Here is a 12,609-nt window from a genome sequence, read left to right as displayed (position 1 = left end):
GGAAATATGGATTTCACCTGCATCTTTTTCGGAGTTCTTTTTACTATTGCAGGTTTCTTGTTTGCTTGTGGGAAAGGACATATTCACCTGTCTGCGTGGAAAAATATGTCGCAGGAAGAGAAAGATAAAATTAAAATTATCCCGCTTTGCCGTAACATCGGGGAAGTCATTGTACTCAATGGCATTATCTTTCTGATGAAGGGGTTTTGGGCAGGATTTTCAAACCACTGGTTTGTGTGTGCGATGATAGCATGGCTAATCGTTGCAGGCTTTGATGTCTGGTATATCGGAAAGAGCAACCGCTATTATAGTCAATAATCCGCATTGCGGTTTCACATAGATATTTTATAAAACAGTGAGGTGAAAGGCATGGACTCTGACAGTAGTCCGCGAAGGCAAAGAGCAGCAGATGGGGATTCGGAAGTTCCGTGTCCCTCATGTGATTGCCCTGGCCTCTACAAAAATTCAAGGAGGTAAGTTTAATGAACAAGAAAGAAAACCGCATGGCTGTTCGTCAGTCTGTCGAAAAGACAGTCATTCGTGACGAACAGAACCGTCGCATTCAATTTGCTGCAACCAATCCCATTAAAGAGGTTTTGAAAAAACTTCATACCACACTTCGGGGATTAGATGCAGAAGCAGTACACGTAAGTCGTACCAAATATGGCACCAATAAAGTAACGCATGAAAAAAAGAAGTCCTTGGCAAAACGGGTGGCCGGTGCGTTTATCAACCCCTTTACAGCCATTCTGTTTTGTCTGGCTCTGGTATCAACCATTACAGATATGATTCTACCTTATTTTTCTCTGTTTGGCAGTACGCCGGAGGATTTTGATTGTCTGACGGTGGTTATCATTTTAACAATGGTGTTCATTTCAGGTACGCTTCGGTTTGTGCAGGAATCCAGAAGTGGAAACGCAGCAGAAAAGTTGTTAGCCATGATTACGACCACCTGCACCGTTACCCGTAAGAACCAGGAAAAAATAGAAATTCCTATGGATGATCTGGTGGTCGGAGATATTGTACATCTGTCTGCTGGAGACATGATTCCGGCGGATGTTCGTATTTTGGACGCGAAGGATTTGTTTGTCAGCCAGTCAAGTCTTACTGGAGAGAGTGAACCTGTTGAAAAAACGCCCAATGTGAGCGCACAGAAAGAGAGCGTGACCGATTACACAAACATTGCTTTTATGGGTAGTAATGTGATTTCTGGCAGCGCAACAGCTGTTGTTGCTTGTGTTGGCGATCATACTCTGTTTGGCTCCATGGCGTGCGCAGTTGCCGGGGAAGCGGTTGAAACAAGCTTTACCAAGGGTGTCAACGCCGTTTCTTGGGTGCTGATTCGTTTTATGCTCGTTATGGTTCCGCTGGTGTTCTTCGTCAACGGTATCACCAAGGGCGACTGGTTAGAGGCCTTCTTATTCGGCATTTCTATTGCTGTCGGTTTGACACCGGAAATGCTGCCGATGATTGTAACAACCTGTCTTGCGAAAGGTGCTGTTTCCATGAGCAAGAAGCAGACAATCGTTAAAAACCTCAATTCTATTCAGAATTTCGGTGCCATTGACATTCTCTGCACCGACAAGACCGGCACTCTGACCCAAGATAAGGTTGTGCTGGAATACCACCTGAATGTAAATGGCGAGGACGATACGCGAGTACTGCGTCACGCTTACATTAATAGTTACTTCCAGACCGGCTATAAAAACCTGATGGATTTGGCGATTATCAATAAGACGGAGGAAGAAGAAGCAGCAGATTCGCGTCTCATTGACCTGTCCGAAAACTATGTAAAGGTAGACGAGATTCCTTTTGACTTTACTCGTCGCCGTCTGACTACTGTGGTGCAGGATAAAAAGGGCAAGACCCAAATGGTAACAAAAGGTGCTGTGGAAGAAATGCTTTCTATTTGTACATTTGCAGAGTGTGATGGAGGAGTGCAGCCTCTGACGGATGACGTTCGTTGTCGGATTCTGGAGACAGTGGATGATCTTAACGACAAGGGATTTCGCGTTCTGGGGATTGCACAGAAAAGCAATCCGTCCCCAGTTGGCGCATTTGGTGTCAAAGATGAGTGTGACATGGTGCTGATTGGATATCTGGCATTCCTGGATCCTCCAAAAGAATCTACTGCGGATGCTATTAAGGCTTTGAAAGACCACGGTGTTACCACCAAAATTTTAACCGGTGATAACGACAAAGTGACTCGTACCATCTGCAAGCAGGTGGGGATGAAGGTTCGCAATATGCTTCTAGGTTCTGATTTGGAGCACATGAGCGATGTAGAGCTTGCAAGAGCGGCGGAGTCTACAGATGTATTTGCAAAGCTGACTCCTGACCAGAAGGCTCGTGTGGTTTCCGTTCTCCGTGAAAATGGTCATACGGTCGGTTTCATGGGTGACGGTATCAATGATGCCGCAGCTATGAAAGCCGCCGACATCGGCATTTCGGTGGATACTGCTGTCGATGTGGCAAAGGAATCTGCCGACATCATTCTGCTGGAAAAAGACCTAATGGTTTTGGAGCAGGGTATCATTGAGGGACGTAAGACCTACGCCAACATGATTAAATATATCAAGATGACTGCATCTTCCAACTTCGGCAATATGTTCTCTGTACTGGCGGCTTCCGCACTGCTGCCGTTCCTGCCGATGATGAGCGTGCATCTGATCTTCCTGAATCTGATCTATGATCTGTCTTGCACTGCCATTCCTTGGGACAATGTGGATGAGGAGTTCATTGCCAAACCACGTAAATGGGATGCTTCCAGTGTTGGAAGTTTTATGATCTGGATTGGGCCAACCAGCTCCATCTTCGATTTTACAACCTATATTTTCATGTACTTTGTATTCTGCCCGTTATTCGTATCGAACGGTGTGTTGTTCAATGATTTGCCCGCCCATTTCAGCGGTGCAGAGCTGGCAACGCTCCAGGCGCAGTATATCGGGATGTTCCAAGCCGGATGGTTCGTGGAATCTATGTGGAGCCAGACGTTGGTCATTCACATGATCCGTACTCCGAGGCTGCCTTTCATTCAGAGTCGTGCGTCCGCTCCGGTGACTTTGCTCACAATGGCTGGAATTACGGTTCTGACCATTATTCCGTTTACTGTGTTTGGAACTATGCTGGGATTTGTCGCATTGCCTGCAACATACTTTGCTTATCTGATTCCATGTATTCTGGTGTATATGATTCTGGCAACAAGTTTGAAAAAAGCCTATGTCCGTCATTTCGGCGAACTGCTCTAAGGAGGTGCAATGATGAACTGGAAAGAACTTTGGATGACCCTTTTCGGAACTACCGAATGGCTTGGTCTTAATATCGGTTTTTGGGTGGCTATGGCAGTTGTGATACTGATTGTCATTGTAATGAATGTAGTGTTTTGGTCTATGAAGCCAAAAGCAGACGCAAAAGAGTCTTATAAATAAGATGGCTGTATGAATGAAGCAAGGGAGATACACAGTTTTTTATTGTGGAATCTCCCTTATCTATTATCATCATATCAAGGCTCATTCAATCGTGGTAATTTCGTGGTAAAATAAGTGCTTTTTAATCATTGAATTACTTATAAATGCTGTATTTAAGCGGATAATTGGAAGTTCGATATAAAATTTCTACAGAATTATTTTATTTATTAAATTTCGTGTGATACGGAAGTGAAAATACACAACATAATAAGAAAAAACGCGTCAAAAAATGAAAAATTTTTCCTTATTCTTTTACAGGCTTTAATACGGAGATTTGGGATTTGTACCATTACTACAGTACTTTATAAATGGCGTAACACCTGATAAACCAAGGGTTTACATGAAGCTCAGATTGCAAATATAAATTATAGAGATATCGGATAAGTATTTCTGCGGAACCAGTTTGGAGCTATGAGCAAATCATGGCTCCATTTTTTTATTACAGATAAGAACGGACCTGACAGTGGAAGACGGGCAGGCTTTTAGAGCCCACCTGTTTTCTTGTGTGTCCGTTAAGCATCTTATATGCGATCAAGATGGGAGTGCATCCGAAAGAATCCACAGCTCAGAATATTGAAAATATCAAACGCCAGATCGGTGAGATCGCAGCCATCTATGACTGGGATATGGAAGTCAACACCACAGATCCTGAGTTTTACAAATGGACTCAGTGGATCTTTGTCCAGATGTTTAAAAAGGGACTGGCCTACGAAAAACAGATGCCGATCAACTGGTGTCCTTCATGTAAGACCGGACTTGCCAACGAAGAGGTAGTCAACGGCAAGTGCGAGCGCTGCGGAGCCGATGTGACAAAGAAGAATTTAAGACAGTGGATGTTAAAGATCACAGAAAATACAGACCGTCTTCTGGGAGACTTGGATAAACTGGATTGGCCTGAAAAATTTAAGAAAATGCAGGCAGAATGGATCGGAAAGAACCACGGTGCCGAAGTAGACTTTAAATTAGAAGACAGGGACGAGGCGATCACTGTCTATACCACAAGACCGGATACGCTCCACGCAGCAACTTTCATGGTTTTGGCGCCGCAGCACAAGCTGGCAGCAGAACTCGCCACTGACGAGACCTATCATTGTCCGAAGAAAACGATGGTGTATACTCCTTCCCTAATCTGGAAATTCATCTGAAAGAGCTGTGGACTTGCCACCCGGAAACACCTTGCTTTGCAAGTTGTTCCCGTCCGACAAGTTTTATTCATAAAACAATTATTTGTAGTACCCTATTTCGCAGATTACAAGATAAGGCACAGGTTTTCCCCTTAGATGATGATGACTATATAAGAACCCGTTTAACGCATTCATTAGAAGTATCGGCAATAGGAAAAAAGCTAGGCGAATATGTATTCAAAAAGCTAAAGAAAGAAAAGAGAGATTTATGGTTTGAAACCCATACAGAAAAAGAGTTTTCTGATGTCCTTCTATGTGCAGGTTTAGTACATGATATAGGAAATCCACCATTTGGCCATTTTGGAGAATATGCAATTCGTGAATGGTTCCAGACAAATCTTAGTCATTTGTATTTAGGAAAAGAACAAATAACAAACATACTGTCAGAATGGCAACTCCAGGATTTATATTCCTTTGAAGGGAATGCACAGTCTTTGCGTATATTGTCCAAAACGCCTTATCTGGGGAAAAAAACGGCTTTAATCTCTCATATGAAGTTCTGGGAGCAATTATGAAATACCCTATTTCTTCTGTCGATTTATTATACAATAACCCGAACAGTTATAAAAAAATGGGATATAACTTTTCCGAGCATGAATTATTTGAGGACATCAATGAAAAAATGGGATTGTACGGAAACCGCCACCCATTATCCTATCTTTTGGAGGCGGCGGATGATATTGCTTATAGAACCTCTGATGTGGAGGATGCTATGGTAAAAAAAGTAATAAGTTTTCAGGAGATTATAAAAACTTTCCAACATTACAGGACACAGGACGGTATATATGGGAGCCGTATTCAGGAATACATTAATAAATTATTGACCATATACGAGGAGGAATTGGCAAAAAATGAACGGAAGCCGGAATTAACTGCCGTTCAAAGATGGAATCAATATATACAAAGTATGATGATAATAAATGCCGGTGATTCTTTTATTAAGAACTACGAAGAAATCATGAAAGGCAAATTTAATGGAAGCTTGTTTGACGATACTGTATCTGGCGATATTATCTTGGCTATCGCAGAACTAAGCGAACGCCTGGTTTATACAAGTTCCATAAAAACCAGAACAGAATTATTTGGACGCCGGGTTATAAATTCATTATTGAATCAATTTATGCCAGCAGCGCTTGTCTATGATACGGAAGAAAACGCTACGTTTATAGAACAGAGGACAATAGACACCGTATCTGAATTTTATAAATCCATGTACCATAGCGAAGCATATAAAAGAAATGAACAGGAGAAGCTTTATTTAAGAATTTTGATGATTACGGATTATATAAGCGGTATGACAGATAGTTATGCCAAACGCTTATATCAGGAACTTTTTGCATAAATTTATATACCGCATCAAATTTTACATGTGAAATTTATAAAGCTGATTAGCAATTTTGTTCGTAATATCCAGAAACCGTAAATAATGAAATGCCAGCTGTCCACCGGCGGCTCCACCAAGCAGAAAATCTGAAACAGGTTCCCTGCTTTTTTACCCAAAACATGGAGAAATCTTTCGGTTGAAAATGTCGGGGATGGGCCAACCAGGAATTGTCAATTATCTGAATGACCAGGGCGTGTTATCCTTTATGGAGTATAAGCATAGCATTGGAATTAATATTCAGGATAGTTTCAAGATACACAAACAGGCTGAGTGGAGTGCCATGTCAGTGAATCGTATTCTGGAAAATGAGGTATATATCGGAACACTGATCCAGGGGAGACATACCATACCGAACCATAAGATCAAAAAATTTATGGATAAGCCGGAAAAGGACTGGATAAGGATTGAGCAGAACCATGAGCCAATCATAACTGACCCAGAATTTGCTTTAGTGCAGAGACTGTTGGGGTTGGATACGAGGACCTCTCCAAATGAGGAAAAGGTATATCCGTTATCCGGTCTTGCTGTCTGCGGTGACTGCGGGGCATTGATAGAAATAGCAAAAATCAGCATTTTCTAGTAGATATAAATATTGTAGCCAAATAATGTGATTGTTATTTTTGAATTTCTAGGTTGTAGCTTTTATTTAAAATCTCAATTATTTTATTTATTAAATTTCGTGTGATACGGAAGTGAAAATACACAACATAATAAGAAAAAACGCGTCAAAAAATGAAAAATTTTTCCTTATACTTTTACAGGCCTTAATATGGAGATTTGCGATTTGTACCATTACTACAGTACTTTATAAATGGCGTAACCCCTGATAAACTAAGGGGTTACGCCATTTTATGGTTTGGCATTTATAGATTTTTTAAATTGATTTTAATAGTGAAACTCTTTTTAAGCTGTTTTTAGAAAATGCATAGTGGTAGGTTCGACTCCTGCCTGGTGCAGTTCTAAAAACCGCATATATATGCGTTTTTTTATTCTTTTTAGGCAAGATTTGTCCAGTAGATATGATGTCCATTTTCTATATGATTGGAGGCGGTCAGGATGAAGATGAGGAATGAGTACACGTGTCCTTTGGAATTGACACATGACATTATAAAGGGCAAATGGAAGCCGATTATTTTATGGGAGCTCAGCAAGGGCGGCAGTTCTCTTTCAGTTCTAAAAAAGTCCATCCGGGGAATCAGCCAGAAAATGCTGGTGCAGCATCTGAAAGAGCTTCAGGAATGGGGAATGATCGGAAAAACGATAAATGACAGCTATCTATTGAAATCGAATTACTTTCTCACGAAACGAGGGAAAAAGATTTTTGAAGCCGTATCAATTATGCAGGATGTTGGGATCGAGATGATGATTGAGGATCACAGGGAAGAATTTTTAAAAGAAAAAGGGCTGTTATAGTTACAAAAAAGTAACTGATTTACCATAACTCCTGCCTGTCTTATAATGTAGACATAGGTTAAGGAGGTAAGAAAATGAGAGATCCAGTGAAGATGATTGGAAACCTGATCGATAAGCAGGGAGTGTCATTTATCAGTTCTGTGGATGAAAATGGTTATCCCAATACGAAGGCTATGCTGCCGCCGCGGAGAAGAGAGGGTATCAAGGTATTTTATTTTACCACGAATACGTCTTCTATGAGAGTCAGCCAGTATAAATACAGTCCTAAAGCCTGTATTTATTTTTGTGACAGACGGTTTTTTTGGGGCGCTATGCTGACAGGTACTATGGAGGTACTGGAAGACAGCTTCTATAAAGAGATGATATGGCAGGAAGGTGATACCATGTATTACCCGGAAGGTGTCACAGACCCGGATTACTGTGTTCTGCGCTTTACTGCGGAGCAGGGGAGATATTACAGCAATTTCAGTTCTGAAAATTTTGAGGTTGAATAACCGGAAACTGCTGTAATAAAGACAGGAGAAAAAGAAGATGGATTACATAAATCAAAGAGTGCATGAATTGTATTGGAAGAATGATTATAACTGTGCAAGAACCATGCTGTTTTGTTTGAGAGAAATATTTGAAGTTACACTGGAAAAACAAACCATTATCTCGGCTGCAGGTTTACATGGCGCCGGCGGCTTCCGTGCACAGTGTGGTCTGGTTGAGGGCGGATTAATGTTTATAGGCATTTATTATCATTTTTTGGGAAGATCAGAAGAAGAAACTGTCACAGCTTGTTATAAATTTGCAGATACTTTTCGTAAGAGGTTTGGTTCATTAACCTGTTATGAATTAAGGCCAGGCGGATTTACCCCTAATGATCCTCCGCATATGTGTGAAGAGCTTACCTGCCAAGCTGTTGGATTTGCGTGTGATTTTATGAAAGACGCAATATGACATTTTCACCAGATGAGCAGGAGCTGCAGGCGAAGTGTGAATTTAGTGAATCGAACCTCGTTGCCTCCGAACTGGTGACAATGGACATAGTTTCTTCTGGAGAAGGCTAATGAATAAATATTCCTTAAAAATAAGAGGCTTGGTCAGCCATCATTTTTTAGTAAGTGATGGCTAATCAAGCCTTGCCATCTGCCCTTTCATCGTTTATACTTAACAAATAACTTGAATGAAAATTGGCAGATATGTCTAAAAATAAAAGAAGCGCATAGAAATATGCGGTTTTTTCATTACTCGGCGAAATCATAAGGAGAATTCCATTGAAGATCATCAAAAGAATCATTCTGTTTATACTTCTGATCCTCATTTTAACAGGCCTTTTAGCGGTATATGCAGTAAAAATAGAACCTTACAGACTGGCAGTACGAGACTATGATTTGAAGAATGGAGCGGCATCGGCAGAACTGAAGCTGGTCCATATATCTGACATCCAGGTGAGTGAAGCATATTCGGAAGAACGGCTGGGAAAGTTAGTGGATAAGATCAACGGACAGTCGCCGGATATTGTTGTCTTTACCGGGGACCTCTATGACAATTATGCTGCTTACCACCCTGAGAAAAAAGTAGAAAAAGCACTGTCTGCCATAGAGGCCAGGTATGGAAAATATGCGGTCTGGGGAAACCGGGATTACGGAGGAGGCGCCATGAGGGCTTATCCGAGAGTCATACAAAACGGAGGATTTAAGCTGCTCGCCAATGCATCTGAGACCGTCCGCCTCCCCAACGGAAAAACGATTGGAATCGGCGGGCTGGATGACGTACTGTTCGGAACACCAGACTATGAACTGATGGGGTCGCAGGAGTTAAAAAACTGTGATTACAAAATATTGCTGATGCACGAACCGGATGCTGCAGAGCGTCTCCCTGAAAACAGTGCCGACCTGATTCTTGCGGGGCACAGTCACGGCGGACAGGTCAAGCTTCCGTTTTTTAAGATGAAAACGTCTCTTGCCAAAAAATATACGGATGGGTTTTATACAGTGAACGGGATGAAGCTTTTTGTCAACACAGGGATCGGGACATCTCACTATCCCATACGGTTTCTCGTTCCTCCGGAAATTGATGTATTTCGTATTTCAATCTGATTCAAAATCAGGTATATTAGACTTAGAGGTCATTAATGCCGGCAAGGAGGGGAAAGATGAAGCAGACAATCAAAAATAAAAAAGGGTTTACGCTGGTGGAATTGGTCGTAGTGTTAGTGATCATCGGTATTTTTGCTGCGATTGCGATCCCTTCATTTACCGCATACCTGCGAAAGCAGAAAGAATCAGATGCCAAGTCGGAGTGTAAGCTTATCGTGGCGTCTTCACAGAGTGCGTATATGGAACTGTATGCGAAAAACCGTCTGACCTCAGTGGGCGCGGACAAGAAGCAAATCTTAAAAATGGCCGGCACCGGCGGATCTTTTCAGGGCAGCATCTTCTTCGATGAAAATGAAATGAAGATCCAGACTCTTACCTATAAAGCGGAAAACGGCCTTTGTGTGAAATACAACAAAGATGCCGATGTTAAATATGTGATTTCTGATGACAGTGCTTTGACCCCCTTGGAGGAATATGTAGAAGAATACAAAAAACTCATGGATCAGCTTTACAAAGAGGGAAAAGTAAACAACTGGGCCAGCAGAGAGCTGCTGATGAAGTATATGTATGACCATGGCAATGGATATATGCCGGTCGATTCCTCATTTCTTAAATCAAAATATTTTGACGAACTGGAAGACCAGCTGTACTGGCAGCCCTATTATCTGTCATCCAAAGGGGTATCGGGGTCTTTCGGCTCCTTACTGATCGCTACGAAAAGCGACGGATCGAATCCGAATAACATGCACGGGCAGTGGAAAGCATATCTTGTATATTATGACGGGAAAATATATGAGACGGGTAAGACTACAACCAATGGAGCGGGTACCCACCCTGAGTATATAGGAGTCTCCTCTCTGGCTACAATTAAAAATCTGGATGACGTCCATGATTTTCTCATAAGCCTTGGATTCCGGGTACAAAGTTAGAAAGCCTGAGAGATTGAAAGACCGCATTCTGTCTGTTTTCCTGTGAATTACACGGGATTGGACGGAACGCGGTCTTTATTTTATGTTTTCTTTGTATCAAAAAAAGGGATATGCTATAATAAAAAAAACAATCTAGATGGAGGCATGGTAAGTGAAGCTAAAGAAATCAACAGTCATTGTCATCGTATTGAGCTGGATTTTATTTTTTTGCGCTTGTTTTTTGATTTTCCTGAAACTGGACAAGGAACATACGGAAAAAATCACAAATGAGAAGATTTTCAGGGAAGAGACAGAAGCCTCAGAGAAAAAAAACACCGATGCTGTTGCAGCATCCCAGCCGGTGGAGCCTGAGACAGAGAAACTGCTGTCATTTATGAATGAGTACTATAAAAAGCTCAGGGCAGGTGACGAGAAGGGCTTAAAAGGCATGGTGGAAGACCCGAAAGATCTGGTTTCCAGCCGGGTAGTAAAGAAGCTACATAAGTATGTGGAGTCATATGAGAACCTCTCATTCCACACTGAAAAAGGCGCGGATGAACAATCGTTTATCGTTTATGCTGCTTACAGTACAAAGATCCGGGGGATCAAAACACCTGCACCAGGCATGAGCCAATATTATATTGTAAAAAAGGGCCAGTCTTATCTGCTCTATAACAATGAGAAACATTATACGGCGCAGATGAAAAATGCTCTGAATGCCGGTCTGGCAACAGAAAAAGTAAAACAGCTGATCAAAGAGACCAACGATGCCTTTGAGAAAGCGCTCAAATCTGATAAAAAACTGAAGAAGTTTTTTGATAAAGGCAAGTCATGATGAAGTTCTATATTTTTATTTTACAGAAGAACAGGGATACACTGTATGTCCAGGCTATGGAAGAATATTTGAAACGTCTGGGGAAATATTGTACAATAGAAGTCAAGTATGTAAAAAAAGAGAAACAATTGGGAAGAATCTTTGATAAGGAAGGAAAGCATTTTCTGGTCACAAGTTCTGAAAACAGTTTGGAGAGCACTGCATTTGCAGAAGAAATCAGCCGTTGGATGCTAGACGGCTGTTCTAATATCTTTTTTTATATTGGCGGATTCAGCCGGAAGCATCATGTTTCAGAGTTTTCCGTATCTTCTTTTGATATGGCACCTGAATTATGCGCTGCTGTTCTTTTGGAGCAGATTTACCGGGGATACCGAATCATGAACTGCCAGCCTTATCACAAATAAATAAAGGAGTTTACAATGGAATTTAAGACACCGAAATTAGAAGATAAAAAAATGTTTGATGCATATTTTGACAAAATCAATTACCGGAGTGCCGATTTTTCGGCCGCGACACTGATCCTGTGGAAAGATCATTATCACATGACATATGCCATAACAGAGGATATGCTGATCATCCGGTCAAAAGACGGAGAAGGGTGCACGTTCAGCTATCCGATCGGAGGCGGGGATGAGAAGAAAGCCGTGGAGGCCGTCATGGAATACTGCAGGGAAGAAGGAATCCCATTTGCCATGCATGGTATCCTGAAGGAAACAGAAGAAAAGATGAAAGAGATGTTCGGGGATATTTTTACAGTGGAATATGACCGGGATCTTTTTGATTATATTTACGAACGGGAATCTCTGGCAACGCTGAGGGGCAAGAAGCTTCACGGCAAAAGAAATCATATCAACAGGTTTAAGGAAAATCACGACTGGTCTTACGAATCTTTAAATGATGAAAATGCCCTGGAAGCCCTGACCATGCTCATGGAATGGAAGATGGCAAACGAGGCTACCAAAGCAGAAGACGCCGACAAGCATGAAGAGATCTGTGCTGCCAAGAATGCTCTGATGTATTATAAAGACCTTGACTTAAAGGGCGGGGTGCTGAGAAGTGACGGAAAGATTATTGCGTTTGCCATAGGGGAGGGAACAACAGAAGATACCTTTGTTGTTCATTTTGAGAAGGCGTTCGGAGAGATACAGGGAGCCTACCCGATGATCAATCAGCAGTTTATTCTGCACGAAGCCATGGATTATCAGTTTATCAACAGAGAGGAAGATTTGGGGGAAGAAGGACTCCGGAAGGCAAAACTTTCTTACCGTCCTTCGGAACTGCTGGAAAAAGGCCTGCTAAAATATAAGTAATTCATTGACACTATTGGTCTATAA

Annotated in this window: 14 protein-coding genes and 1 pseudogene; all 15 read left to right on the top strand. The window is 41.7% G+C overall.

Annotated elements, in window-relative coordinates; translation table 11 throughout:
* Positions 1-6 precede the first annotated feature (6 nt).
* The 15 genes and pseudogenes from ANCC_RS09720 to ANCC_RS09650 all read left to right on the top strand — a co-directional run bounded on the left by ANCC_RS09720 (position 7) and on the right by ANCC_RS09650 (position 12,585).
* Positions 7-318: a DUF3784 domain-containing protein gene (locus ANCC_RS09720; RefSeq protein ID WP_006566802.1), complete on the top strand. Its 312-nt coding sequence runs from the start codon at positions 7-9 to the stop codon at positions 316-318.
* A gap of 164 nt (positions 319-482) precedes the next feature.
* Positions 483-3,248, top strand: coding sequence for a magnesium-translocating P-type ATPase (gene mgtA, locus ANCC_RS09715; RefSeq protein WP_006566803.1), 2,766 nt, complete (start codon positions 483-485; stop codon positions 3,246-3,248).
* Between the two features lie 9 nt (positions 3,249-3,257).
* A complete protein-coding gene (locus ANCC_RS09710; protein WP_006566804.1) occupies positions 3,258-3,428 on the top strand; it encodes a hypothetical protein in 171 nt (56 codons plus the stop codon).
* A gap of 563 nt (positions 3,429-3,991) precedes the next feature.
* Positions 3,992-4,594, top strand: a pseudogene (locus ANCC_RS09705) (class I tRNA ligase family protein); the annotation flags it as partial.
* Positions 4,558-5,166 carry an HD domain-containing protein gene (locus ANCC_RS09700; protein WP_006566806.1) on the top strand — a complete coding sequence of 203 codons (609 nt, stop codon included), beginning with the start codon at positions 4,558-4,560 and terminating at the stop codon, positions 5,164-5,166. The pseudogene ANCC_RS09705 and the gene ANCC_RS09700, both read left to right, overlap by 37 nt.
* Positions 5,163-5,993 (top strand): hypothetical protein, encoded by an 831-nt coding sequence (locus tag ANCC_RS09695; RefSeq protein ID WP_006566807.1) that lies wholly within the window; start codon positions 5,163-5,165, stop codon positions 5,991-5,993. The genes ANCC_RS09700 and ANCC_RS09695 overlap by 4 nt, the downstream gene beginning before the upstream one ends.
* A gap of 178 nt (positions 5,994-6,171) precedes the next feature.
* The gene (locus tag ANCC_RS09690) at positions 6,172-6,615 is read left to right on the top strand and encodes a recombinase family protein (RefSeq protein WP_022261165.1); all 444 of its coding nucleotides are present in this window, start codon (positions 6,172-6,174) and stop codon (positions 6,613-6,615) included.
* Between the two features lie 476 nt (positions 6,616-7,091).
* Entirely contained in the window at positions 7,092-7,448 is a 357-nt protein-coding gene (locus ANCC_RS09685; protein ID WP_006566810.1) for a winged helix-turn-helix transcriptional regulator, read from the top strand.
* 74 nt (positions 7,449-7,522) lie between these two features.
* Complete coding sequence (locus tag ANCC_RS09680; RefSeq protein ID WP_006566811.1) at positions 7,523-7,942, top strand: pyridoxamine 5'-phosphate oxidase family protein; 420 nt, start codon at positions 7,523-7,525, stop codon at positions 7,940-7,942.
* Between the two features lie 37 nt (positions 7,943-7,979).
* On the top strand, positions 7,980-8,390 hold the full coding sequence (locus tag ANCC_RS09675) for a C-GCAxxG-C-C family protein (protein ID WP_006566812.1): 411 nt from the start codon (positions 7,980-7,982) through the stop codon (positions 8,388-8,390).
* A gap of 317 nt (positions 8,391-8,707) precedes the next feature.
* Entirely contained in the window at positions 8,708-9,532 is an 825-nt protein-coding gene (locus ANCC_RS09670) for a metallophosphoesterase (protein WP_006566814.1), read from the top strand.
* Positions 9,533-9,588: 56 nt separating this feature from the next.
* Complete coding sequence (locus ANCC_RS09665; protein ID WP_009289545.1) at positions 9,589-10,461, top strand: prepilin-type N-terminal cleavage/methylation domain-containing protein; 873 nt, start codon at positions 9,589-9,591, stop codon at positions 10,459-10,461.
* Positions 10,462-10,612: 151 nt separating this feature from the next.
* Positions 10,613-11,275: a hypothetical protein gene (locus ANCC_RS09660; RefSeq protein ID WP_006566816.1), complete on the top strand. Its 663-nt coding sequence runs from the start codon at positions 10,613-10,615 to the stop codon at positions 11,273-11,275.
* On the top strand, positions 11,272-11,679 hold the full coding sequence (locus ANCC_RS09655; protein ID WP_006566817.1) for a 23S rRNA (pseudouridine(1915)-N(3))-methyltransferase RlmH: 408 nt from the start codon (positions 11,272-11,274) through the stop codon (positions 11,677-11,679). The genes ANCC_RS09660 and ANCC_RS09655 overlap by 4 nt, the downstream gene beginning before the upstream one ends.
* A gap of 15 nt (positions 11,680-11,694) precedes the next feature.
* Positions 11,695-12,585 (top strand): DUF2156 domain-containing protein, encoded by an 891-nt coding sequence (locus tag ANCC_RS09650; RefSeq protein ID WP_006566818.1) that lies wholly within the window; start codon positions 11,695-11,697, stop codon positions 12,583-12,585.
* Positions 12,586-12,609: the final 24 nt, after the last annotated feature.

It is taken from the genome of Anaerostipes caccae L1-92 (assembly GCF_014467075.1).
GTDB classification, from domain to species: domain Bacteria; phylum Bacillota; class Clostridia; order Lachnospirales; family Lachnospiraceae; genus Anaerostipes; species Anaerostipes caccae.
Note: the sequence above shows the minus strand (reverse complement) of the source record. Positions and strands in the feature narration are given on the sequence as shown.

Bases quoted from the DNA above. Each gene is read 5' to 3' on its own strand.
- ANCC_RS09720 (WP_006566802.1), top strand. From the start codon at position 7: ATGGATTTCACCTGCATCTTTTTCGGAGTTCTTTTTACTATTGCAGGT.
- mgtA (WP_006566803.1), top strand. From the start codon at position 483: ATGAACAAGAAAGAAAACCGCATGGCTGTTCGTCAGTCTGTCGAAAAG.
- ANCC_RS09710 (WP_006566804.1), top strand. From the start codon at position 3,258: ATGATGAACTGGAAAGAACTTTGGATGACCCTTTTCGGAACTACCGAA.
- ANCC_RS09695 (WP_006566807.1), top strand. From the start codon at position 5,163: ATGAAATACCCTATTTCTTCTGTCGATTTATTATACAATAACCCGAAC.
- ANCC_RS09685 (WP_006566810.1), top strand. From the start codon at position 7,092: ATGAAGATGAGGAATGAGTACACGTGTCCTTTGGAATTGACACATGAC.
- ANCC_RS09680 (WP_006566811.1), top strand. From the start codon at position 7,523: ATGAGAGATCCAGTGAAGATGATTGGAAACCTGATCGATAAGCAGGGA.
- ANCC_RS09675 (WP_006566812.1), top strand. From the start codon at position 7,980: ATGGATTACATAAATCAAAGAGTGCATGAATTGTATTGGAAGAATGAT.
- ANCC_RS09665 (WP_009289545.1), top strand. From the start codon at position 9,589: ATGAAGCAGACAATCAAAAATAAAAAAGGGTTTACGCTGGTGGAATTG.
- ANCC_RS09655 (WP_006566817.1), top strand. From the start codon at position 11,272: ATGATGAAGTTCTATATTTTTATTTTACAGAAGAACAGGGATACACTG.
- ANCC_RS09650 (WP_006566818.1), top strand. From the start codon at position 11,695: ATGGAATTTAAGACACCGAAATTAGAAGATAAAAAAATGTTTGATGCA.